The sequence below is a fragment of the Klebsiella sp. 64 genome (assembly GCF_018223915.1).
Classification (GTDB): domain Bacteria; phylum Pseudomonadota; class Gammaproteobacteria; order Enterobacterales; family Enterobacteriaceae; genus Klebsiella; species Klebsiella pneumoniae.
The window spans coordinates 109,438-131,695 of the sequence record NZ_JAGRQZ010000036.1 but is presented as its reverse complement, the minus strand read 5'-3'; the positions used below and the strand labels follow the sequence as shown (position 1 = coordinate 131,695).

The window sequence follows — 22,258 nt, the reverse complement described above, 5'->3', positions numbered from 1 at the left end:
CGGTCAGAAAGGGTTATTGCCGGAGAAGGGCTCGGCGATGGCCACGCCAAAGTTTTTCAGACGACAGGTGGCGGCAAACTCATCCTGCAGGTTAACGAACAGGCAGGGTTCGCCTTCGCACTCCAGCACGGAACAGTCGACTTCGATGTCGCTTAACGCCTGGCTGAGCTTATGCATCACCGGCCAGGCTTTCTCACCGTCCGGGCTCAGCAATTTCAGGGCAACGAGACTGTTCTCGTTCTGCGCGCCGTTTTGCGGAATCGGTTCAACTCTGGAACCCGCAAAACCGGCCAGCCAGCGATAGCTCTGCGGCAGACGGTGTACGATAGAGAGTTGTTGTGTATTCACTTGGTTTCCCCGGAAGCAAAAGGCTTCACAATAAATTTACATCAATATTAACACACTGTTGACAAATAGTCCTGCCTTGAGGCAGAAAACGTTTACAGCGGCGGCGGACCAGGGTTAAGCGCTTATAATCCAGCGCTTTATTTTTTATACCCGGCGAGCCGATTGGCGCTATATGTACCCGTTTCTGTGATCCAAAACAACTTTTTTATCGCAACAATGCGACTTTTTACACTAATTGATTTTACATAAAGGAAACAAATGGCAGAACCCTGAAGCCCATTGCGGTTGACATGCATCAAGAAAGGGGCGATTTCGCCCCTGAAAATGTGACCTAGCGTGCGATTTTTCGCCGCCGGGATGCGTAAAGCGAAAAGAAAATAGAGCAGGTTGCGCAGAAGGCAATAGAGATCAGCATCGGCCAGGCGGTGGTAAACGTCGCCATCGACAGCAGCGCGCCGATAATCGCCCCGATACCGAAACGGAAAGTCCCCGCCAGCGACGAAGCAGTGCCCGCCATATGCGGAAACTCATCGAGGATCACCGCCATGGCGTTAGACGACACCATGGATACGCAGCCGACAAAGGCCGCTACGCCGATCACCAGTGACCAAAAGCCGACATCCAGCAGCGCGCAGACCACCATCCACACCGCCATGGCAAACTGGATCCGCAGCCCGGCGCGGAACATACGCAACGCCCCTACCCGCCGCACAAACCGGCTGTTGAACATGGTCATCAGAAACAGAAAAACGATGTTCAGCGCAAAATAGTAGCCAAAGTGCTGAGGCGCGACGTGGTTTATATTGATGTAGACAAAGGGACCGGCGCTAAGGAAAGAGAACATGCCCGCGAAGCTAAAGCCGCTCGCCAGCATATAGCTCAGTACCCGCTTGTGGCGGAACAGCGTGGCAAAGTTACCCAGCGTGGTGCGCAGATGGAACGGCTGACGCCTTTCAGCCGGCAGCGTTTCGCGGACAAACAGGCCGATCATCAGCGAGGCCAGCAGGGCCACCAGGGCGAGGATCCAAAAGATGGCATGCCAGCTGAACCAGACCAACACCGCCCCGCCGACCATCGGCGCCACCAGCGGCGCAATGGTCGTGACCAGCATGACAAACGACATCATGCGCGAAAACTCATCTTTCGGATAGATGTCGCGCATCAGGGCGTTAATCACCACGCTGGCCGCCGCGGCTGCCAGACCGTGGAAGAAACGCATGACAATCAGCATATCGACGGTTTGCGACAGGGCGCAGGCTACCGCCGCCGCCGCGAAGACCAGCGTCCCGCCGAGGATCACCGGCTTGCGGCCAAGGCTGTCCGCCATCGGGCCGTACAGCAGCTGACCCAGCGCAAAGCCGAGGATATAGGTGCTGAGCGTCATCTGCGCGCTGCCGTCCGGGACGTTATACTGGGCGGCAATCACCGGCAGGGCCGGAAGATACATATCAATAGACAGCGGCATCAGCATGGCCAGCAGGCCAAGGATAAACACAATCCCCAGTGAAGAATTCTGCTTCAGCGTCACGTTTTACTCCGTGGCTGCGGGGCGCCCACGCTGGCGATTTCCGCTTCCGTCAGCGGACGATATTCACCCGGCGCCAGCGATTCATCCAGCAGGATGTCGCCGATGCGTTCCCGATGCAGGCCAACCACGTGGTTGCCCACGGCGGCGAACATGCGTTTCACCTGATGGTAGCGGCCTTCGCTGATGGTGAGGCGCACTTCGGTCGGAGTGATAACTTCCAGCAACGCCGGTTTGGTGAGATCTTTTTCGTTATGCAGCTGGACGCCTTTGGCGAACAGCTCAGCGGTCCCTTCCGCCAGCGGGTTTTCCAGCGCCACCAGATAGGTTTTTTCACAATGGTGGCGCGGCGAGGTAATGCGATGCGACCACTGGCCGTCATCGGTCATCAGCACCAGCCCGGTGGTGTCGATATCCAGCCGTCCGGCGGCGTGCAGCTTATGCGCCACCGGCTCGTCGAGGAAATAAAGGATAGTCGGATGATCGGGATCGTCGGTGGAACAGACGTACCCTTGCGGCTTGTTGAGCATAAAATAACGCGGGCCATTCTGCTGGGTCAGCGTATTTCCGTCATACTCCACCTCGTGCTCCGGCTGGAGCTTAAAAGAGGCATCTTTCACAATGTCGCCGTCCACGGTAACGCGGCTGCCGCGAATTTCACGCCCGGCAATAGCCCGGCTGACGCCCAGCTGCTGAGCGATAAACTTATCAAGTCGCATGAGATTTTTTTAGCCTGTCATAGTGCTGGAGCGGGCAAATCGCCCGAAAAAGAAGAATTTCACCGGCTAGTATAACGGGCTCTTAACACCACTCAAGGGAAAAGATTCATGGCATACTATTCGCCAGTTAATTAGCCCCGTGAATTCATGACTTTTACATTACGTCCTTACCAACAAGAAGCCGTCGATGCCACCCTCGCCTGGTTCCGTCGCCATACCGAGCCGGCGGCGATTGTCCTGCCCACCGGCGCGGGCAAAAGTCTGGTGATCGCCGAGCTTGCCAGGCTGGCGCGCGGCCGCGTGCTGGTGCTGGCCCATGTCAAAGAGCTGGTGGCGCAGAACCATGCCAAATACTGCGCCCTTGGCCTCGAGGCGGATATCTTCGCCGCCGGTCTGCAGCGAAAAGAGAGCCACGGCAAAGTGGTGTTCGGCAGCGTGCAGTCGGTGGCGCGCAATCTCGACCAGTTTCGCAGCGAATTTTCGCTACTCATCGTCGATGAATGCCACCGCATCAGCGATGATGACGACAGCCAGTATCAGCAGATCATCGGTCACCTGCGGCAGGTCAATCCGCAGATCCGGCTGCTCGGCCTGACGGCCACGCCGTTCCGCCTTGGCAAGGGCTGGATCTATCAGTTCCATTATCATGGGATGGTGCGCGGCGATGAAAAGGCCCTATTCCGCGACTGCATCTATGAGCTACCGCTGCGCTATATGATTAAACACGGCTATCTGACGCCGCCGGAGCGCCTCGATATGCCGGTGGTGCAGTACGATTTCAGCCGCCTGCAGGCGCAAAGCAACGGCCTGTTCAGCGAAGCCGATCTTAACCATGAGCTGAAAAAACAACAGCGTATCACGCCGCATATTGTCAGCCAGATCGTGGAGTTCGCCGAAAACCGCAAAGGGGTGATGATCTTTGCCGCCACCGTGGAACACGCCCGGGAAGTGACCGGCCTGCTGCCGGTAGGCCAGGCGGCGCTGATCACCGGCGAAACGCCTGGGCCGGAGCGGGATCGCATCATCGAGGCCTTTAAAGCGCAGGCGTATCGCTATCTGGTGAACGTCGCGGTGCTGACCACCGGCTTCGACGCCCCGCACGTCGACCTGATCGCCATCCTCCGCCCCACCGAGTCGGTGAGTCTTTACCAACAGATCGTTGGCCGCGGTCTGCGCCTGGCGCCGGGGAAAACCGACTGTCTGATCCTCGACTACGCCGGCAATCCGCATGACCTGTATGCCCCGGAAGTGGGGACGCCGAAGGGCAAAAGCGACAACGTGCCGGTGCAGGTCTTCTGCCCGGCCTGCGGCTTCGCCAATACCTTCTGGGGCAAAACCACCGCCGACGGCACCTTGATTGAACACTTTGGCCGCCGCTGCCAGGGGTGGTTCGAAGATGACGACGGCCACCGCGAACAGTGCGACTTCCGCTTTCGCTTTAAAAACTGCCCGCAGTGTAATGCGGAAAACGACATCGCCGCCCGCCGCTGCCGGGAGTGCGACACTATACTGGTTGACCCGGACGATATGCTGAAGGCGGCGCTGAAACTGAAGGACGCGCTGGTGCTGCGCTGCAGCGGCATGGCCCTGCAGCACGGCGGCGACGAGAAGGGCCCGTGGCTGAAAATCACCTACTACGATGAAGACGGGGCGGATGTCAGTGAGCGCTTCCGTCTGCAGACCCCCGCCCAGCGCACCGCCTTCGAACAACTGTTTATTCGCCCGCATACCCGCACCCCCGGGGTGCCGCTGCGCTGGATAACGCCGGCGGATATCGTGACCCAGCAGGCGCTGCTGCGCCATCCGGACTTTGTCGTCGCCCGCATGAAGGGGCAGTACTGGCAGGTGCGGGAAAAAGTGTTCGATTATCAGGGGCGTTTTCGTCGCGCCAACGAGCTGCGTTAATTACCGGAAAGCTGAGGTTTTGATTGCCCGGGTGTCGTTTGGCGGCTATAATGCCGCCCGCTTTTGCATTCGCAAAGCAGATAATCCGCCTGTTGCTGGGTCGCCTGTAGCAGGCTTTATATATAGAGAGACATCAATGTTTACTATCAACGCAGAAGTACGTAAAGAGCAGGGTAAGGGTGCGAGCCGCCGCCTGCGCGCAGCTAACAAGTTCCCGGCAATCATCTACGGTGGCGAAGCTGCTCCGGTTGCTATCGAACTGGACCACGACAAAGTATGGAACATGCAGGACAAAGCTGAGTTTTACAGCGAAGTTCTGACCGTCGTTGTTGATGGCAAAGAAGAAAAAGTCAAAGTTCAGGCTGTTCAGCGCCACGCGTTCAAGCCGAAACTGACTCACATCGACTTCGTTCGCGCGTAATCGCCGATAGCAAGTTGTATGGCAAGCGCCCCGGGGTCTCAGGCTCCGGGGCGTTTTGTTATCTGCGCTGCCAAAGCTCCGGCGCCTCGTGCACGATGTCGCTAAGCATCCGATGCTTATTCATTCCGGGCAGCCAGAGCATCACCATAGTGACGTTCAGCCCCTGACTGCCGACCTCCGTCGCGATTTCACTGACTCCCTGCCACTCGCCTGGCCGCAAATGGTCCGGTAAAAACCCCCAGCCCCTCCCCTGCTCCAGCGCATGGCGCAACAGGGTAATTTCATTCATATACAGCGTATGGCCGGAAATCTGCAGCCGGCGGGCGATTTGATCGTCACTGCGCCGGTGCATCACTAACTGCGGCGTCAACGAAAGATTCAATAACGTCAGCGGCCGCGGAGCGTCGTGGAACAGGCTGTCCGCCGCGTAGAAACGCAGATCCACGGTGCCGAGCGCCCGCCACTCCATTTCGCTCCCCAGCGTGCGGTTGTTAGCCTGACAAATCGCCATCTCCGCCACGCCATCGCTCAGCGCCTGCTCGGCTTCGCGACGCGAGGCGCTCCAGCAGCTCAGGCGGATCTGCCGTCGGGCCAGGTTATCGGCCAGCGCACAGAGAAATTCACGCGGCACGAAGGGATCGTACACCAGACGCAGCGCCTGCCCGGCGGTTTGCGGCAGCGTTTGCGCAAAAGACTCGAAAGCCTGCGCCTGACGCAACAGCAGATGCGCCTGGCGAAACAGCTGCTCGCCCTCGGCAGTTAGCGTCAGGCTACGTCCTTCACGGCTGAACAGCCGGTAGCCCAGCGCATCTTCCAGATAGTCCAGCAGATCGCGCAGCGTGGTCCGGTCTTTAGCTAAACGAATGGCCGCCTGCGACAGGCTGCCGGTCTCAGCAATCGTCGCGAAGGCTTCAATCTGTGCGAATGAATACTGTAGGGTTTTCATCCTTTTTCTCCCTTAAGGGGGAAAATCCCCCATGTGCTGATTTTAGCCGGCGCGCGCCGATTTATATACTGCGCAGCGAATCTATGGCAAACGAGGAAATGACAATGATAAGAAAACCACTGGCCCTGGCGTTAATATTGGCGGCGCTGCCGGCGGCGGCAATGGCGCAACACTGCGGCAGCCTGACGCTGGATGTCTGCCCAACGCCTTACGATCAAACGCTACCCGCGGCCAAAGACATGCTCAGCTGGGATCAGACTTCACGCGTGATTGGCTTTCGCAATGACTATCGCAACTATGCCGGCGATGTCTTCCGCCACGGCGCCTCGACGACGCTGGAGCGCGCTGAAAAACAACTGACCGATGCCCGCTATACGCTCAACGGCCACACCTGGAATTTGCAGGATTACCTGAAGCGCGAGAACGTCAGCGGTATGCTGGTGCTGAAAGATGGTAAAGTCGCCTGGAAATATCTCGCCGAAGGTAATACCGACACCACCCTGTGGACCTCGCGCTCGGTAGGCAAATCGGTGGTCTCGACGCTGGTCGGTATCGCCATTCAACAGGGTAAAATCCACTCCCTTGATGACCTGATTACCGTTTATGAACCCGAACTGAAAGGCACCGCCTGGGACGGCGTAACGCTGAAGCAGTTGATTCAACACACCAGCGGGGTGGAATGGAATGAAGACTACACCGACCCGCAGTCCCATTTCGCCCGCCTGACCCAGTGTGAAGCGCAGCCCGGCGCCTATACCTGCGTGCGTAAGATCGTCACCGGCCTGGCGCGTCAACACCCGGCGGGCGAGCAGTGGTCCTACTCTTCCGGCGGCGCCTGGCTGCTTGGGGATATCCTGGAGCGCGCCACCGGCATGTCGCTGGCCGCCTGGCTTGAACAGGCTCTATGGCAGCCGGCCGGGATGGCCCACGACGGCGTGTGGCATGCTTATCAGCAAGGGAAGCACGACGTCGGCGCCCACGGCTTTAACGCCACCCTTGAAGACTGGGGCCGCTTTGGTGAATTCGTCGCCCGTGACGGTCGGTTAAGCAATGGCAAACAGCTGGTGCCGACTGGCTGGTTCGATCAAGCCGCCAGCTGGACCAAGGCGCTAAACTCGGTCTCGGCAGCGCATCCGGAGGGTATTTACGGCTATCAGTGGTGGAATAACGCGATTCCGGCGAATGCGCAAAACGTCCAGCCGACGCCGCAGGAAGGGCTTAAAGGGTCGCTGTGGGCGCTGGGGATCTACGGCCAGGTGATCATGGTGAACCGCGCGGAACACCTGGTGATCGTCCAGTGGTCGACCTGGCCGCAGGCGGAACCTTCCTTCAACGCTCAGCCGTTGGAAGCGGCGCTGATGTACAGCGCCATTGCCCGCGAGCTGCGTTAACTCCCCGCTCCTTGCCGCTCAGCCGGCGAGGAGCGTGTCGGCATTCAGCGCCAGGTGTTGCAGCAGGATAATGGTTTTAGCATCCATGATCTCGCCATCGCGAATAGCCTGCAGCGCCCGCGTCAGCGGCCACTCCAGTACTTCAATGTCCTCACCTTCCGCCGCCAGTCCGCCGCCGTCGCCCCGACGGTCATCGGCCTGATATTCGGCGATAAAAAAGTAGAGTTTTTCGGTGACGGAGCCGGGGCTCATAAAGACGGTGAAGACGGGTTCGACACGGGTCACGCGAAAGCCGGTCTCCTCTTCCGCTTCGGCAACGATCCGCGCCTCCGGCGAGGCGTTATCCAACAGCCCGGCGGCCGCCTCAATGAGATATCCGTCGTGGCCATGAGTAAATACCGGAAAACGGAACTGACGGGTCAGGACCACCGTCCGCTTTTCCCGGTTGTAGAGTAAAATGACTGCGCCGTTGCCCCGGTCATAAGCCTCGCGGCTCTGCTCCTGCCAGCGACCGTCCCGACGCAGCAGTTCGAAGGTATATTTTTTCAACGTGTACCAGTTATCCGAGAGCAGCGTCTCGCGAACGTGGCGGACGTGCGGTGCATGTGTTTGCATGTTATTTCCCCTTTGAGGTGACAGCAGGCACCATAACATGCATAATCGTGCACAAACAAGATCATTCGATGAAGGAAAACCGATGCTCGCCAGTCAGAGAAAACAGCAGATCCTCCAGATCCTCACCGAGGAAAAACAGGTGATGTCCGGGGAGCTAAGCCAGCGGTTTAACGTCTCCGAGGACTCCATTCGCCGCGATCTGCGCGAACTGGCGGCGGAGGGAAAACTGCAGCGGGTCCATGGCGGGGCATTGCCGGTATCCGCCGCCATTGCGCCAATTGAAACGCGCAAAAGCGTGCAGATCGCCTCCAAGCAGGCGGTCGCCCGCGCCGCCGCAGCCCTGATCCAGCCGGGACAGGTGGTGATTGTCGATGGCGGCACCACCACCGCGGCGATGATCGGCTTTTTACCCGCCGACCTCAGCTGCACGGTGGTCACCCACAGCCCGGGCATCGCCGTGGCGCTGGCGGACCACCCGCGAATCGAGGTGATCCTGCTCGGCGGCAGAGTATTTAAACATTCGGTTGTCGCCGTCGGCGCCGAGACGCTGGCGGGAATGGCGCGGATCAACGCCGATCTGTTCTTTATGGGGGTGACCGGCGTCCACCCGCGGGCGGGTTTCACCACCGGTGATTACGAAGAGGCAGGCATCAAGCGCGCGCTGACGGCCAGGGCGGCAGAAACCGTGGTAATGGCCTCCCGGGAAAAGCTCAACGCCGCGTCGGCCTTTGCCATCGGCGAGCTGAGCCTCGCCAGTACGCTGATTGTCGATGGAGAACCCGACGCCGCGCTACGCCAACAGTTGGTGCAGAGCGGCGTGGAGATCGTCCCCGTTCAGCGGTAGCGCCGCCGGGGCGCAGGGCTTAATTGCCGCCTGACGTCCGGCGCTGCAGCTGGTCGCGCAGGTTCGGCGGGGTACCCTTAATGGTCAGGGTATCAGTGGCGGGATCCCAGAATACGCGTTCGCCCAGCAGCATGGCGTCGAAGTTAATGGTCAATCCGCCGCCGCTGCCGGCAAACTTGGTCAGCTGACGTAAGGTGCTGCGATCCGCCGGGAAGCTCTCTTCCAGCTCATAGCCCTGCTCAGCGGTGAATTCCTGGAAGCTCTTTTCGCTGACGCCGGCGAGCTCTTTGGACAGCGACTCCAGCTCAATCTCTTCCCCAGCCTGCAGCTGTTCGTTGCAGTAGGCGTAGACCTGCTGGCGCACGTTCTGTCGCTCGGATTTATCAAGCTGGGCATCGGCGGCGAAGTCATCCACCGCCTGCAGCAGGCCGCGGTTCTGCGCTTTGGCGTTAAGCCCTTCGCTGGCGCCGAGGAAATCCATAAAGAAATCGGCCACTTTGCGCCCTACCCGCCCTTTCAGGAAGGTCAGATAGCGGGTCGACTCCGGGTTGGTTTCCCATTCGGTGAGATCGATGCGCGCGACGATATCGGCATGGTTAATATCCAGATAATGGGTCGAGCGGATATCCAGCTCTTCGTTGACGCGCATACTGCTCAGGTTATTGAGTACCGCCACCAGCAGATACTCGACCGCAAGGTAACGATACTGGCAGAAGAGGACAATGCCTCCTTCGGCGAACGGGTATTTCGCCAGCTCATCGCGCAGGCGACCGGTCGCCGCGCGGCTAAACGCCAGAAACTCTTCTTCCCCCTGACGCTGCAGGCGCAGCGCCTGGGCCAGTTCGCTCTCTTCATTGAACAAGCCATAGGCTTTGCTTTTGGCGCTATAGACCCGGTGCAGTTCAGCCATCATCTCGACGACCGTCGCGTTCGGCTCCAGCAGTGACTCGCGCAGCACCAGCTCCAGATTTTGTTCATCACGTTTGATTAACTGATGCAGGGCAATCTGGTCGATATCCAGACTCATGTTAAACTCTCCTTTTAAACCGGGCGGTATTCAACCACCGCCGGGTGGCCGACGCAACTGGCGCCACACATTTCGACGTCGTTACCGTCGATTGATGCGCTTTTGCGCCGCGGCGAAAAAATGCGGAAAAAAAGCTGCTGCTACGGTAATATGTTGCCCTTTCACGAACAAACAGATTTTGAGTTTATGCCGCAAATTTCCCGCTATAGCGATCAACAGGTCGAACAGTTGCTCAGCGAGCTGACGAACGTCCTGGAATCACACAAAGCCCCGGTGGACCTTTCACTGATGGTGTTAGGCAATATGGTGACCAACCTGATCAACAGTAGCGTCGCGCCGGCGCAGCGTCAGGCCATCGCCCGTTCTTTCGCGCAGGCTTTGCAATCTTCGATTAACGACGATCCAGCGCATTAAGGATAACAGCGACAGTATATGGTGACTCTACGTCAGCCCTACCGAGAAAAAGTCTCCCAGATGGTTAGCTGGGGGCACTGGTTCGCCCTGTTCAACATGTTGTTGGCCATGGTGCTCGGCAGCCGCTACCTTTTTGTCGCCGACTGGCCGACGACGCTTGCCGGACGACTGTTTTCGTACGTCAGTCTCGTCGGGCATTTCAGCTTTCTGGTGTTTACCAGCTATGTGCTGATCCTCTTTCCGTTGACCTTTATCGTGGTCTCGCAGCGCCTGATGCGCTTCCTGTCGGTGATCCTTGCCACCGCCGGGATGACGCTGCTGCTGATAGACAGCGAGGTTTTTACCCGCTTCCATCTGCACTTAAACCCGGTCGTCTGGGAGCTGGTCATCAACCCTGACCAGAATGAGATGGCGCGCGACTGGCAGCTGATGTTTATCAGCGTCCCGGTCATCTTCTTGATTGAAATGCTCTTCGCCACCTGGAGCTGGCAAAAGCTGCGCAGTCTGACGCGCCGCCGCCATTACGCCCGCCCGGTCGCCTGGTTCTTCTTTTTGTCGTTCGTCAGCAGCCACCTGGTCTATATCTGGGCGGACGCCAATTTCTATCGCCCGATCACTATGCAGCGGGCGAATCTGCCGCTCTCCTATCCGATGACCGCCCGTCGTTTCCTTGAGAAACATGGCCTGCTCGACGCCCAGGATTATCAGCGTCGTCTGGTGGAGCAAGGGGCGCCGGAGGCGGTATCGGTCCAGTATCCGCTTAGCAACCTGCGCTACCGTGACCTCGGCGCGGGCTACAACGTGCTGCTGATCACCGTCGACAACCTGAACTACTCGCGGTTTGAAAAGACCATGCCGGCGCTGGCGGCATTTGCCAAAGAAAACGTTAACTTTACCCAGCATATGAGCTCGGGCAATACCGCCGACAGCGGCCTGTTTGGCTTGTTCTACGGTATTTCGCCTGGCTATATGGACGGTGTCCTCTCGGCGCGTATTCCCGCCGCGCTGATTACCGCCCTCAACCAGCAGGGCTACCAGCTGGGCCTCTTCTCCTCCGATGGGTTTAGCAGCCCGCTGTATCGCCAGGCGCTGCTCTCCGATTTCTCGCTGCCGAGCGCGAAGACCCAGAGCGACGAGCAGACGGCCAATCAGTGGATCGGCTGGCTGGACCGTTACGCGCAGGATGAGAATCGCTGGTTCTCGTGGATCTCGCTCAATGGCACCACCCTCGACGACACGCAGCAGCAGGGCTTTGTCCGCCGCTACAGCAAGGCGGCTGGCGACGTTGATGCCCAGATCGATCGGGTGCTGACTGCGCTGCGGGAAGCCGGCAAACTCGATAATACGGTGGTAATTATTACCGGCGGCCACGGCAAGCCGCTGAATGCGAAACACGACGCGTTCGACTGGTCGCGCGAGCAGCTGCAGGTGCCGCTGGTTATTCACTGGCCGGGCACGCCGGCGCAGGAGATTGCCACCCTGACCGATAACAAAGATGTGATGACTACGCTGATGCAGCGCCTGCTTCACGTTTCGACGCCGGCCAATGAGTACTCGCAGGGAGAAGATCTGTTCAGCGCCGCGCGGCGTCGTAACTGGGTCACCGCGGCCAACGGCGATACGCTGGCCATCACCACCCCGACCATCACCGTGGTCCTCAACCATAACGGCACCTATACCACCTGGAGCCGCGACGGCGAGAAAATTAAAGATCAGAAACCGCAGCTCAGTCTGTTGCTGCAGGTCCTGACTGACGAAAAACGCTTTATCGCTAACTGATTGATTAATTATGAATCAATCGCGCGTGACCCGCTTGCATTCGCCTGGGGAACGGGTAATATTGTTCCCCACGCGTCGGCACGTAGCGCAGCCTGGTAGCGCACCGTCATGGGGTGTCGGGGGTCGGAGGTTCAAATCCTCTCGTGCCGACCAAAAACTCCACAGAAACCAGCCTTTTAAGGCTGGTTTTTTTATGCCTGTTTCCCCTGTTGCCGCCCGCTCGCTTAATTTGTGCCCTTTCTTCAATGTATCGTGAAGATGTACGACTATCCTGATGGTAAATTACGTCGTAGCATCTATTATTCGACCGTATGACTCATAAGCAGGAGCGGATAACATGAGAGTTAATGGACTTACCAAAGGATTTTTCATCCTTATCGTCCTCATTGTAACCCTGGCCTTTTTTGATGTTCTCTCACCCTATTATTCCGCCATCCTTTGGGCTGCGATCCTCGCGGTGATTTTTAATCCGGTCAAAAACAAGATCCGTACCCGCCTCGGCGAGCGCAATGGCCTCGCGGCGCTGATGACCATCGTCATTATCTGTCTTATCGTTTTTACGCCGCTGGCTATCATTCTCTCCTCGCTGGCCTACGAGCTCAATCTGGTGTACAGCAAACTGCAGCATAACGACACCCAGTTTCCGACGGTGGTCGCCAGCCTGTTCGCCCATCTCCCCGGCTGGGCCAGAAGCTTCCTCGCCGATCATAACCTTGATAGCGCGCAGCAGATCCAGCAGCAGCTCTCTGATGCCGCTCTGAAAGGCGGTCAGTATCTGGCCGGCAGCGCGTTTCTGATTGGCAAAGGGACTTTTGGCTTCACCGTCAGCTTCGGCATCATGCTGTATCTGCTGTTTTTCCTGCTGAAGGATGGACCTTATCTGGTGCTGTTGATCCTCGAGTCTCTACCGTTATCAAGCTATGTGAAGCAGCATTTGTTCGCTAAATTCGCCGCTGTGGCCCGCGCCACGGTAAAAGGTACCGTCGCCGTGGCGCTGGCGCAGGGGGCGCTGGGTGGCTTTGCCTTCTGGATCGCCGGTCTGGACGGCAGCATTCTCTGGGGAGCGCTGATGGCGTTTCTGTCGCTTATTCCGGCGGTGGGCTCGGCCATTATCTGGGTGCCAGCGGCCATCTACCTCTTCGCCACCGGCCAGCTGTGGCAGGGCGCCTTTATCGTCGGCTTCTTTGTGATTGTGATTGGCCTGGTGGATAACATTCTGCGTCCACTGCTGGTGGGCAAGGATACCAGGATGCCGGACTATCTGATCCTTATCGCCACTCTGGGCGGCATGGAGATCTACGGTATCAACGGCTTCGTGATCGGGCCGCTGATCGCCGCCCTGTTTATCGCCTGCTGGAACCTGCTGTCGGGACGAGAACATGCCGGCAACACCGATGAAATCGATGAAGAGTTTATTGAGGAAGCGAAAAATAGCCGTAATGAATAGCTTTCCCGGCAGGGGGCTGGCGGCCCGCCAGCGCCTCTGTTGCGCTCTGCGCGGCCGATGCCTTACCAGTAGATAACACTATTCATTTTGCAAAAATTGGTAAATAAATCTTAACATTCAGCTGAGTGATGATAGGCTATCTCTGTCAGGAACGAAAATAAAGGATGATCAACCGTGAAAAAAATCACTACGCTAGCCGTTTCTCTGCTGACCGCCGCCTGCATGTCCGCTGGCGCATTGGCCGCAGACCAGCCGCTGGAAAAAGTCGCGCCGTTCCCGAAAGCGGAAAAAGGCATGAAGCGTCAGGTTATTCAGCTGCCGCAGCAGCAGGATGAGTCGGCGCTCAAGGTTGAGCTGATGATCGGCCAGACGCTGGAAGTCGACTGCAACCATCATCGTCTCGGCGGGGAACTGGAAAGTAAAACCCTGGAAGGCTGGGGCTATGATTACTATGTCTTTGAGAAGCTGAGCGGCCCGGTATCCACCATGATGGCCTGCCCGGACGGCAAAAAAGAGAAGAAATTTGTCACTGCCGGCCTCGGGGATGACGCCATGCTGCGCTACAACAGCAAACTGCCGATCGTGGTATACACGCCGAGCAATGTCGATGTGAAATATCGCATCTGGCGCGCCGACGAGACTATCGGCAACGCCGTCGTCCGCTAAGGCGAACAGCGCAAACGGCAATAAAAAACGGCAGCCCGCAGGCTGCCGTTTTTGTCAGAGCGTTTATCAGAGCGCGATATCCGCCATCGGCTTGCCGCCGCTCAGCGGCTTCAGCTCCGCCTGCGGTACCTCATCCACCGCCCCAGCTGGCTCATATTTCAGCTCCAGCACTTCACTGGTCCACGCCAGCGCTTTCTCGATCTCCGCCGGATTGCCGTCAAGACGAATACCGTAGGTTGGGATGATCGCCTTCAGCTTGGCCTGCCATTCCGGCGAATTGACTTTATCTTTAAACACTTTTTCCATTAGCTGCAGCATAATAGGCGCCGCGGTGGAGGCCCCTGGCGACGCGCCGAGAAGCGCCGCGACGGTGCCTTCATCATCGCTGACCACTTCGGTGCCCAGGCGCAGTACCCCGCCCTTCTTCGCGTCGCGCTTAATGATCTGCACGCGCTGACCGGCCTGCCACAACCGCCAGTCCTCTTTCCGCGCTTCCGGATAATATTCGCACAGCGCGGCCAGACGATCTTTATCTTTCTGCATCACCTGGCTAATCAGATATTTTACCAGATCGAAGTTGTCCAGGCCGACGTTGAGCATTGGCAAAATATTTGAGGTATTCGTCGAGGCCAGCAGATCCCACAGCGAACCGTTCTTCAGGAAACGGGTCGAGAAGGTGGCGAATGGTCCGAACAGCACCACGCGTTTACCGTCGATAATACGGGTATCGATGTGCGGCACCGACATCGGCGGCGCGCCCACTTCGGCCTGACCGTAGACCTTCGCCAGATGGTGGTTCACCACCTCCGGATTTTCGCAGACCAGGAACTGGCCGCCGACCGGGAAGCCCGCATACTCTTTGGCCTGCGGAATGCCGGTCTCCTGCAGCAGGGTCAGCGCTGCGCCGCCGGCGCCGATAAAGATAAATTTGGCTTTAATGACCCGCTTCTGACGACGATTGTCGGCATCCGCCAGGGTGACCGTCCAGCTCTTGTCGGCGTTGCGCTTGAAGCGACGCACCACGGTGCCCAGCTGTAGGGAGAAATTATCATGCTTTTGCAGACCGGCGATCAGCTGGCGGGTAATTTCACCATAGTTGACGTCGGTTCCCACTTCTGAGCGAGTGGCGGCGACCTTTTGCAACGGGTCGCGGCCTTCCATCACCAGCGGCGCCCAGGCTTTGATCTGCTGATGGTCTTCAGAATAGCGAATACCGCGGAACAGTTCACTTTGCTGCAGCGCCGCGTAGCGCGCACGCAGGAAGTTGACGTTATCTTCGCCCCACACAAAGCTCATGTGCGGCACGCTGTTAATGAAAGATTTTGGTTTGTTCAGGACGCCGCGCGTCACCTGATGCGCCCAGAACTGACGCGAGATATGGAAGGCTTCGTTGATGTCGACCGCTTTGTCGATATTGATGCCGTTGGCGGTCTGCGGCGTGTAGTTCAGCTCCATCAGCGCCGCGTGGCCGGTACCCGCATTATTCCACCCGTTTGAGCTCTCTTCCGCCACGCTGGACATCTGCTCAACCATGGTAATAGACCAGTCTGGCTCAAGCTCCTGCAGCCAGGTTCCCAGTGTGGCGCTCATAATGCCGCCGCCAATCAACAATACATCCGTCTCTTGCTCATGGCGGGTGTTGGTCCGAGTGCTGTTGGGACCAACCGCCTGTGAGCGTGGTACGGCCATCTTTTTATTCATCGGATTTGAGCCTTACTTTACTCGCTGTTTTTATTTAGCGCAGGTGATACGATTCTCACCCCTCACGTTACCACCGAAGCTCAAAAATTTAAATATTGTTTAAATTTTAAGTTCTGTTTTGAGATCCGTTATAAAAATGTTTAATAAATGTATACACCAAATCACTTTTTGTACTGGTGCGCTGACAGATTCCGCGCTATCATCCCTGGTTTTGTGACAGACCGCACGGAAGCAGGGCCTGACACCGCTCCCTCTTTTTTTATAAGCTGCGAACTTTTTTTATGCCTCCAGTTTCTGACCCCGCCGCTTCCGGCAACCTCCGTCCCATCCTCCGCTCCCCGTCTTTACTGACGCGCGAAGTGCTGGCCGGCGTGCTCACCGCCCTGGCGCTCATCCCTGAAGTGATTTCGTTTTCAGTCATTGCCGGCGTTGACCCGCAGGTAAGCCTGATTGCTTCGGTGGTGCTCTGCCTGGCGATGTCAGTCTTCGGCGGACGCCCGGCGATGGTCACCGCCGCCGCGGGCTCGGTGGCGCTGGTGATTGGCCCGATGGTGCATCAGCACGGCGTGGGGTACATTTTACCGGCTGTCATTCTGGCGGGTATTATTCAAATTTTGTTTGGTCTGTGCGGCATGGCGCGCCTGATGCGCTTTATTCCCCCGGCGGTGATGACCGGGTTCGTCAACGCCCTTGGGATCCTGATTTTCTTTGCTCAGGTGCCGCATTTCTGGAGTCGACAACCGCTAATCGTTGGCCTGTTCGTCCTGACGCTGCTTATCGTCCTGTGGGCGCCGCGCGTTATTAAGGCTATCCCGGCGCCGCTGATCGCCATCGTCGCGCTCACTCTCTATACTGTCACCACTGGCCAGCAGTTGCCGACCGTCGGCGATGAAGGCTCGATGAGCGGCGGCCTGCCGGGGTTCACCGCCCTGACCGTTCCCCTGAACCTGACCACCCTGCAGATAATCTGGCCGTGCGCCCTCAGCATCGCCTTTGTCGGCCTGATGGAGTCCTTGCTGACGGCTAAGCTGGTGGATGATCTCACTCATACCCCGTCGAACAAATCGCGGGAAAGCGCCGGGCTGGGTATCGCCAATATCCTTGCCGGCTGCTATGGCGGCATCGCCGGCTGCGCGATGATCGGCCAGACTATCGTGAACGTGGAAATGGGCCGGGCCCGCAGCCGCCTCTCAACGGTAATCGCCGGCCTGGTGCTGCTCCTGCTGGTGACAGCGCTCAGCCAGGTGATGGCGAAGATCCCGATGGCGGTTCTGGCCGGGGTGATGGTGATCGTGGCGGTGAAAACCTTTAGCTGGCACAGCATTCGCCCGGGCGAGCTGGCGCGTAATCCGTGGCCGGAAACGCTGGTGATGCTGGTGACCGTCGCCGCGACGGTGGGAACCAGCAATCTGGCGATCGGTGTGCTGGCGGGGATTGTCGCGATGGCGATCATCCCCCGCCGCCTGCGGGCAAAAGCGCAGGCTACATTAGAAACAGCGTCGCCAGACCCAGAAAAATAAAGAAGCCGCCGGTGTCGGTGATGGCGGTGATCATCACGCTGGAGCCGACCGCCGGGTCGCGCCCCAGCTTCACCATGACCATCGGGATTATCACGCCCATCATCGCCGCCATCAGCAGGTTGAGCATCATGGCCAGCGTCATCACCCCGCCGAGCTGCGGATCGTCATACAGCCACCAGGTGATGGCTCCCATAATCCCGCCCCACACCAGACCGTTAATCAGGGCGACCCCCATTTCACGCAGGATCAGGAAGGTAAAGCTGCCGGGCTGGATCTGCTGCAGCGCCATCGCCCGGACGATCATGGTGATCGTCTGGTTGCCGGTGTTGCCGCCAATCCCGGCGACGATCGGCATCAGCGAGGCCAGCGCCACCAGCTGTGAAATGGTGTGTTCGAAGCCGTCGATGACCCGGGAAGCAATAAACGCCGTACACAGATTGACCGCCAGCCACGCCCAGCGGGTTTTCACCGCTTTGCTGACCGGGGCGAAGACATCCTCTTCATCGCTCAGGCCGCCCATCCGCCGCAGATCGTTATCGGTTTCTTCATAAACCACATCGACGATCTCATCGATGGTCAGGCGCCCGATCAGCTTGCCGTCGGCATCAATGACGGCGGCGCTGAGCAAGTCATCACGTTCGAAGGTGCGCGCCACCTTCTCCGCCTCTTCGTGCGGCTGAAAGGTGACCGGGTCGCCCTCCATCACCTCCCCCACCCGCTTCTGCGCATCATTGAGCAGAATGGTCTGCAGCTCCAGCTCGCCGAGCAGCAGCTTGTTACGGGTGGTAACGAACAGCTTATCGGTGTTTTCCGGCATTTTACCGAGACGCCGCAGATAGCGCTGCACCGCCGCCAGGGTGGCCTCCGGTCGCACCGTAATGACCTCAAACTCCATGATCGACCCGACGCTGTTGTCGGCGTAGCGCATAATCTGGCGAATACGGGCGCGCTTCTCGGCCGGCAGGGTCGCCAGCAGCCGTCCGGTCAGGTTGCGCGGCAGATGCTGCAGCAGGTAAACCTGTTCATCGATATCCAGCGGCTGCATGGCCTGCAGCAGCTCGGGATCGCTCATCTTGTCGATCAGGTCGCCCCAGACGTTCTCTGAGGCCTCCAGCAGCACTTCGCCGCGTTTATCGTCGGGCACCAGGCACCATAGCGCGGTGCGGGCGTCATAGGGAAGCGCTTCCAGCGCATCGGCGAGATCCGGCGGCGGCAGATGCGAGACCAGCATTTCCACTTCGGCCAGGTCATCGGCCAGCGTCCCTTCATCATAGCGCTCAGCCAGCGTCAGTTTGCCCAGCAGCGCGGAAGTCACCGCTTTATCGGTGCTCAAGAGCCAAATCAGACGGGCGCGCTCTTCGTCACGCAAGCGGGCGCTTTTTTTATGCAAAACGGACATCGATCGGGCAATCCTTTTGAGAATGGTGAGCCGGCCTGCGGGCCGGAAGCCTTAAGCATAGCGCGAGGAGGGGGAAATAATAACCGTCAGCGATGTAGACGCTGAAAATTTCAGCGGCGCCCGGGCTTTTCCGGGCGCGCGTTGTGAATCAGGCCGTACGGGCCACCGCATCGCGGGAAGCCTGTTCCCGCTCTTCGCCGGTAAGTTCGGCGAGCTGGCCAGCGCGCATCTCCAGCAGACGATCGGCGTGCTGGAAGTAGTGATCGTCATGGCTGATGGCGAACACGGTTTTGCCCATCTGCTGCATCAGCGGCAGCAGGACCTGGTAGAACTCGCGGCGGAAATGCGGATCCTGATCCGCCGCCCATTCATCCAGCAGAATGATGTCCCGGGACTCGGCCAGCGCCAGCAGGAGCGCCACGCGCTTCTTCTGCCCTTTCGACAGCCGCAGGTCGGCGATTTTTCCGTTCTCCAGCTGCAGCTTGTGAGCCATTTGCAGACGCTCCAGCCATGTCGCCACCAGCGCCGGATCGGCCTCCTCGCCCTGCGGCCCGAGCAGGCGGTCAAACAGCCAGACGTCGGTAAACACTGCGGAAAACAGTTTGCGGTACTCCTCTGGCCTCTCCGCCGCCAGCGGCTGGCCGTCGACGAGGATCTGACCGGATATTGGCTGGTACAGGCCGGTCAGGAGCATCGCCAGCGTTGACTTGCCGCTGCCGTTGCCGCCTATCAAAAACACCAGCTCGCCGCGCTTCAGCGTCAGATTAAGCGGCTCTACCGCAAAGCGCTGGTCCGGATAATGGAAGGTGACATCGCGCAGCTCCAGCGTCTGCCAGTCAGGATGCGCCTGCGGCCGGGGAAAGTCGGCCCGGTACGGGGCGAGGGAGAACTGACGCAGCTTGTTAAACGCCACCTGGGCGCTGAGCAGCGTGGGCAGCGCGCCGACGGCGGAGAGCAGCGGCGTGCGCAGAAACAGCAGCGTCAGGGAATAGGTCGCCGCCACGGCGGTATCGGCCCAGCCGAGGCTGTTGGCCATCCAGAACACCAGCCCGATGGCGCCAAGCATCATAATATTCGACCAGTTGACCGCGCTGAGGTGGAAGGTATCGGCGCGAACGATATGGTGCCGGTACTCCCGGGCGTCCGGGAGGTAGAGCTGGTTAAACACATACTCCGCGCGCTCGCGGTTGAGGGTCAGCTCTTTACGCCCCTCCAGCACCGTCTGATAGTCGTGATACAGTTTATCTTCCGTTTCGCGCAGGCTGGCCATATGTTTGTACACCCGCGAGACCAGCACAAAGCCGCCCCAGATGGTGAGCGCCATCCACAGCGCCGTCACCAGCATCATTTTTCCTGACAGCCAGGCGAGGTAGGCCGCGGAGCCGAAGGTGAGAATGATCCCCTGCACCAGCTCCGGCAGGCGCACAAAGGCGATGGTGATATTGCGGATATCGCTGGTCAGCCCGGCAAGCAGCGACGCGCTGCCGATCTTCTCTACTTGTTCAATCTGGGTATCGAGAATGCGTTTAACAAACTCACCGCGCAGACGATAGACAAAATGGTGGCCGAGGGTGGTTAGCGCCAGCTGCGAACCCAGGGTCACCGCCATCAGCAGCCCCAGCAGACCAAGAAACTCCGGCAGGACCCGCAGCGAGGTATCGACAGCGGTAATCAGACGCAGGTTAATGAAAGCGATTAAGCCGATACCCAGCGCGGCGCTGAGCAGGCTGAGAGCAATAACGCCCAGAAACGGCCAGCGGTACTGGCGCCAGACGAGAGAGAGAAGTTCCATAACAGGCTATCCGCAAAAGCAAAACAGCCAGCAGTTTAAACGGCTCGCCGATGACATCAAGAATAATTCTTATTTTAATACTGGCGACCGCCCGCCTGTCGGAAGGTGAGATTGTAACGACAGTCGCCCGTTTCCGGATGATGCCCCGCTTTCAGCGGCTGAATGCCATGATAAAACAGGCGCGACTCGCCGCCCCAGACCACCACATCGCCATGCTCCAGCAGCAGCCGCTGCAGCGGGTCGCTGCGTTGCAAGCCGCCAAACTGAAAGATAGCCGGCAAGCCCAGCGAGACCGAGACAATCGGCGCCCGCAGATCCTGTTCATCTTTATCCTGATGCAACGACAGTTTTGCGCCAGGACAATAGCGGTTAATCAAACAGGCGTCGGGGGAAAACTCCGGATAGCCGCCGGCGGCGGCCGCCGCCAGCGCCAGTTCATGAAATACGGCAGGCATCGGCGGCCAGGTTTGATCGGTTACCGGGTCGACCGGGGCGTACAAATAGCCGTGGCGATCGGTAGTCCAGCCCAGCGCGCCGCAGTTGGTCATGGCGACCGACATGGTGTACCCGCCCGGCGTGACCATCTGGCGAAACGGCGACTGACTGGCGACGTCGGCTATCGCCTGCAGCAGCGCCGGGGCGCGTTCGCGGGCAAATCGCCGCAGCACCACCGCGCCGGGGGCCAGCGGCTCCTGCCACGGTGGGGTATCGCTAAACAGATCGAGCATTACTCCTCCTCATGTTGGGCCTCGCGCGCCAGCAGCTGCGCTTTTCGCGCCGTTCCCCAGCGATAACCGGACAGGGCGCCATCTTCACGCACCACCCGGTGGCAGGGAACAATCACCGCCAGCGAATTCGCCGCGCAGGCGCCGGCCACGGCTCTTACCGCCCGCGGCTGGCCAATATGCTCTGCCACCTGGCGGTAGCTGCGGGTCTCGCCCACCGGGATCTGCCGCAGCGCCTGCCAGACCTGCAGCTGAAACGCAGTGCCCTGCAGATCCAGCGGCAGCGATACCGGCCGCCGGCTGTCGTCGAGGTGGGCGAAAATCTCGGCCATCTGCTGACAAAAATCAGGGTCGCCTTCACGCAGCTCGGCATTGGGAAAGCGCCGGCGCAGGTCGTCGAGCAATGCCGCATCGTTATCACCCGGCAGCACCGCGCAGACGCCGCGCTCGCTCTGCGCCACCAGGCAACGACCCAGCGCACAGTCGCCCGTGGTCCAGGTTACCACGGTGGCGGCGCCGCCGCGGCGAAACTGACTGGCGGTCATCCCTAACGCTGCGTCGGCCTGGCGATAATAGCTGCTGCTGTCGGGAAAACCAGCCGCCAGCGCGGCGCGGGTCACCGGTATCCCCTGCTCCAGCGCTTCCCGCAGGCGCTGCGCCCGCCACGCTTGTTGCCAGGCTTTAGGGGTCATGCCGGTGACGGATTTAAATAAACGGTGGAAATGAAACGGGCTCATCGCCAGCTGGCCTGCCAGCGCCTCGAGGGTCAGGGGCGCGTCCTGCTCCAGCAGCCGACAGGCCTGCGCCACTTTGTCGACCCTTTGCTGCTGCGGGTAGTCTTTATCCGGTTGGCAGCGTTTGCAGGGGCGGAATCCCGCCGCCACGGCGGCGGCGACGTCGGCAAAAAAGCGTACGTTTTCCCGCCGCGCGCGCCGCGAGCGGCAGGAGGGACGACAGCAGATGCCGGTGGTCAGTACCGCAAAGACGAACTGACCATCGGCCCGGGTATCACGTTCGCAGACCGCCTGCCAGCGGCGATCATCGGTATCGGCAACTATCGGTTTCATGACGGGT

20 protein-coding genes and 1 tRNA gene are annotated in these 22,258 nt (G+C 59.2%); 10 read left to right on the top strand and 11 right to left on the bottom strand.

The annotated features are described in order from the left end of the window. Nucleotides 1-3: 3 nt before the first annotated feature. The 3 genes from KHQ23_RS22855 to rsuA all read right to left on the bottom strand — a co-directional run bounded on the left by KHQ23_RS22855 (nucleotide 4) and on the right by rsuA (nucleotide 2,592). Nucleotides 4-348 carry a YejG family protein gene (locus tag KHQ23_RS22855; protein ID WP_002912974.1) on the bottom strand — a complete coding sequence of 115 codons (345 nt, stop codon included), beginning with the start codon at nucleotides 346-348 and terminating at the stop codon, nucleotides 4-6. Between the two features lie 331 nt (nucleotides 349-679). Next, nucleotides 680-1,876, bottom strand: a complete 1,197-nt coding sequence (locus tag KHQ23_RS22850; protein WP_032434871.1) for a Bcr/CflA family multidrug efflux MFS transporter — start codon at nucleotides 1,874-1,876, stop codon at nucleotides 680-682. After that, nucleotides 1,873-2,592, bottom strand: a complete 720-nt coding sequence (gene rsuA / locus KHQ23_RS22845) for a 16S rRNA pseudouridine(516) synthase RsuA (RefSeq protein ID WP_009486447.1) — start codon at nucleotides 2,590-2,592, stop codon at nucleotides 1,873-1,875. The genes KHQ23_RS22850 and rsuA overlap by 4 nt, the downstream gene beginning before the upstream one ends. 147 nt (nucleotides 2,593-2,739) lie before the next feature. Between rsuA and KHQ23_RS22840 the strand changes: the two genes are divergently transcribed. Then, nucleotides 2,740-4,497: a DEAD/DEAH box helicase gene (locus tag KHQ23_RS22840; protein ID WP_004144263.1), complete on the top strand. Its 1,758-nt coding sequence runs from the start codon at nucleotides 2,740-2,742 to the stop codon at nucleotides 4,495-4,497. A 136-nt stretch (nucleotides 4,498-4,633) separates the two neighbouring features. Then, nucleotides 4,634-4,918 (top strand): 50S ribosomal protein L25, encoded by a 285-nt coding sequence (rplY, locus tag KHQ23_RS22835; RefSeq protein WP_002912979.1) that lies wholly within the window; start codon nucleotides 4,634-4,636, stop codon nucleotides 4,916-4,918. A 58-nt stretch (nucleotides 4,919-4,976) separates the two neighbouring features. Here rplY and KHQ23_RS22830 read toward each other — a convergent pair whose 3' ends face one another. Then, nucleotides 4,977-5,864 (bottom strand): LysR family transcriptional regulator, encoded by an 888-nt coding sequence (locus tag KHQ23_RS22830; protein WP_002912983.1) that lies wholly within the window; start codon nucleotides 5,862-5,864, stop codon nucleotides 4,977-4,979. Between the two features lie 104 nt (nucleotides 5,865-5,968). Here KHQ23_RS22830 and KHQ23_RS22825 point away from each other — a divergent pair, with 104 nt between their 5' ends. Beyond that, a complete protein-coding gene (locus KHQ23_RS22825; protein WP_032434873.1) occupies nucleotides 5,969-7,255 on the top strand; it encodes a serine hydrolase in 1,287 nt (428 codons plus the stop codon). 18 nt (nucleotides 7,256-7,273) lie between these two features. Here the strand turns inward: KHQ23_RS22825 and KHQ23_RS22820 are convergent, their stop codons facing one another. Then, nucleotides 7,274-7,870 carry an NUDIX domain-containing protein gene (locus KHQ23_RS22820; RefSeq protein WP_004144265.1) on the bottom strand — a complete coding sequence of 199 codons (597 nt, stop codon included), beginning with the start codon at nucleotides 7,868-7,870 and terminating at the stop codon, nucleotides 7,274-7,276. 82 nt (nucleotides 7,871-7,952) lie between these two features. Here KHQ23_RS22820 and KHQ23_RS22815 point away from each other — a divergent pair, with 82 nt between their 5' ends. Continuing rightward, on the top strand, nucleotides 7,953-8,714 hold the full coding sequence (locus KHQ23_RS22815; protein WP_032434875.1) for a DeoR/GlpR family DNA-binding transcription regulator: 762 nt from the start codon (nucleotides 7,953-7,955) through the stop codon (nucleotides 8,712-8,714). A gap of 19 nt (nucleotides 8,715-8,733) precedes the next feature. Here the strand turns inward: KHQ23_RS22815 and yejK are convergent, their stop codons facing one another. Then, nucleotides 8,734-9,741, bottom strand: a complete 1,008-nt coding sequence (gene yejK / locus KHQ23_RS22810; protein WP_004144267.1) for a nucleoid-associated protein YejK — start codon at nucleotides 9,739-9,741, stop codon at nucleotides 8,734-8,736. Nucleotides 9,742-9,927: 186 nt separating this feature from the next. Between yejK and KHQ23_RS22805 the strand changes: the two genes are divergently transcribed. The 5 genes from KHQ23_RS22805 to eco all read left to right on the top strand — a co-directional run bounded on the left by KHQ23_RS22805 (nucleotide 9,928) and on the right by eco (nucleotide 14,047). Then, nucleotides 9,928-10,155 (top strand): YejL family protein, encoded by a 228-nt coding sequence (locus KHQ23_RS22805; RefSeq protein ID WP_004195346.1) that lies wholly within the window; start codon nucleotides 9,928-9,930, stop codon nucleotides 10,153-10,155. An 18-nt stretch (nucleotides 10,156-10,173) separates the two neighbouring features. After that, a complete protein-coding gene (gene yejM / locus KHQ23_RS22800) occupies nucleotides 10,174-11,934 on the top strand; it encodes an LPS biosynthesis-modulating metalloenzyme YejM (protein WP_002912990.1) in 1,761 nt (586 codons plus the stop codon). A gap of 76 nt (nucleotides 11,935-12,010) precedes the next feature. Beyond that, a tRNA-Pro gene (locus KHQ23_RS22795) sits at nucleotides 12,011-12,087 on the top strand. Nucleotides 12,088-12,271: 184 nt separating this feature from the next. Continuing rightward, complete coding sequence (locus KHQ23_RS22790; protein ID WP_040211492.1) at nucleotides 12,272-13,381, top strand: AI-2E family transporter; 1,110 nt, start codon at nucleotides 12,272-12,274, stop codon at nucleotides 13,379-13,381. A gap of 174 nt (nucleotides 13,382-13,555) precedes the next feature. Beyond that, complete coding sequence (gene eco, locus KHQ23_RS22785; protein ID WP_004175048.1) at nucleotides 13,556-14,047, top strand: serine protease inhibitor ecotin; 492 nt, start codon at nucleotides 13,556-13,558, stop codon at nucleotides 14,045-14,047. Between the two features lie 66 nt (nucleotides 14,048-14,113). Here the strand turns inward: eco and mqo are convergent, their stop codons facing one another. Beyond that, nucleotides 14,114-15,748 carry a malate dehydrogenase (quinone) gene (mqo, locus tag KHQ23_RS22780; RefSeq protein ID WP_002912994.1) on the bottom strand — a complete coding sequence of 545 codons (1,635 nt, stop codon included), beginning with the start codon at nucleotides 15,746-15,748 and terminating at the stop codon, nucleotides 14,114-14,116. Between the two features lie 359 nt (nucleotides 15,749-16,107). Between mqo and KHQ23_RS22775 the strand changes: the two genes are divergently transcribed. Further along, entirely contained in the window at nucleotides 16,108-17,268 is a 1,161-nt protein-coding gene (locus tag KHQ23_RS22775) for a SulP family inorganic anion transporter (protein ID WP_072277563.1), read from the top strand. Here the strand turns inward: KHQ23_RS22775 and mgtE are convergent. The 4 genes from mgtE to ada form a co-directional block, all read right to left on the bottom strand. Further along, nucleotides 17,231-18,667, bottom strand: coding sequence for a magnesium transporter (mgtE, locus tag KHQ23_RS22770; protein ID WP_002912996.1), 1,437 nt, complete (start codon nucleotides 18,665-18,667; stop codon nucleotides 17,231-17,233). The genes KHQ23_RS22775 and mgtE overlap by 38 nt on opposite strands. Before the next feature lie 148 nt (nucleotides 18,668-18,815). After that, a complete protein-coding gene (locus KHQ23_RS22765) occupies nucleotides 18,816-20,459 on the bottom strand; it encodes a multidrug ABC transporter permease/ATP-binding protein (protein ID WP_073553560.1) in 1,644 nt (547 codons plus the stop codon). Between the two features lie 74 nt (nucleotides 20,460-20,533). Further along, on the bottom strand, nucleotides 20,534-21,187 hold the full coding sequence (gene alkB / locus KHQ23_RS22760) for a DNA oxidative demethylase AlkB (protein WP_004140817.1): 654 nt from the start codon (nucleotides 21,185-21,187) through the stop codon (nucleotides 20,534-20,536). After that, nucleotides 21,187-22,251, bottom strand: coding sequence for a bifunctional DNA-binding transcriptional regulator/O6-methylguanine-DNA methyltransferase Ada (gene ada / locus KHQ23_RS22755; protein ID WP_002913002.1), 1,065 nt, complete (start codon nucleotides 22,249-22,251; stop codon nucleotides 21,187-21,189). Before ada ends, alkB begins: the two co-directional genes overlap by 1 nt. Nucleotides 22,252-22,258 lie beyond the last annotated feature (7 nt).